General features: G+C 61.3%; 1 pseudogene. It reads right to left on the bottom strand.

Annotation, left to right across the window (positions count from 1 at the left end):
- Positions 1-238 (bottom strand): annotated as a pseudogene (locus BK665_RS33320) (hypothetical protein); the annotation flags it as partial.
- Between the last annotated feature and the right edge of the window lie 59 nt (positions 239-297).

The following is a 297-nucleotide window of genomic DNA, read 5'->3' as shown; positions in this document are numbered from 1 at the left end:
CCTGGACTTCGGTCAGGCTCGGGTCGGCCAAGCGCAGGTTGCAGCCGCTGTAGAACACCGCGAACAGCGCCGCTTGAGTGATGACCACCAACGCACTGCCAATCGCCACGCTGGCCAGGGGCGCCGCGTAGTGACCGGTGAAAATCGCCAGCCACAGCAGCAGCAATGCCAGGGCATAGGTGCCGGCCGCGAGGGCAAAACGTTTAAGCAACAGGCGCTGGATGGCGTTATGGGTCAATCGTTGACTCACCAAGGAAGAAGTGGCTGAAAGAGCGACCTACTCTACAGGCCGATTGC

The sequence above is a fragment of the Pseudomonas frederiksbergensis genome, assembly GCF_003732665.1.
GTDB lineage: Bacteria > Pseudomonadota > Gammaproteobacteria > Pseudomonadales > Pseudomonadaceae > Aquipseudomonas > Aquipseudomonas frederiksbergensis_G.
Note: the sequence above shows the minus strand (reverse complement) of the source record. Positions and strands in the feature narration are given on the sequence as shown.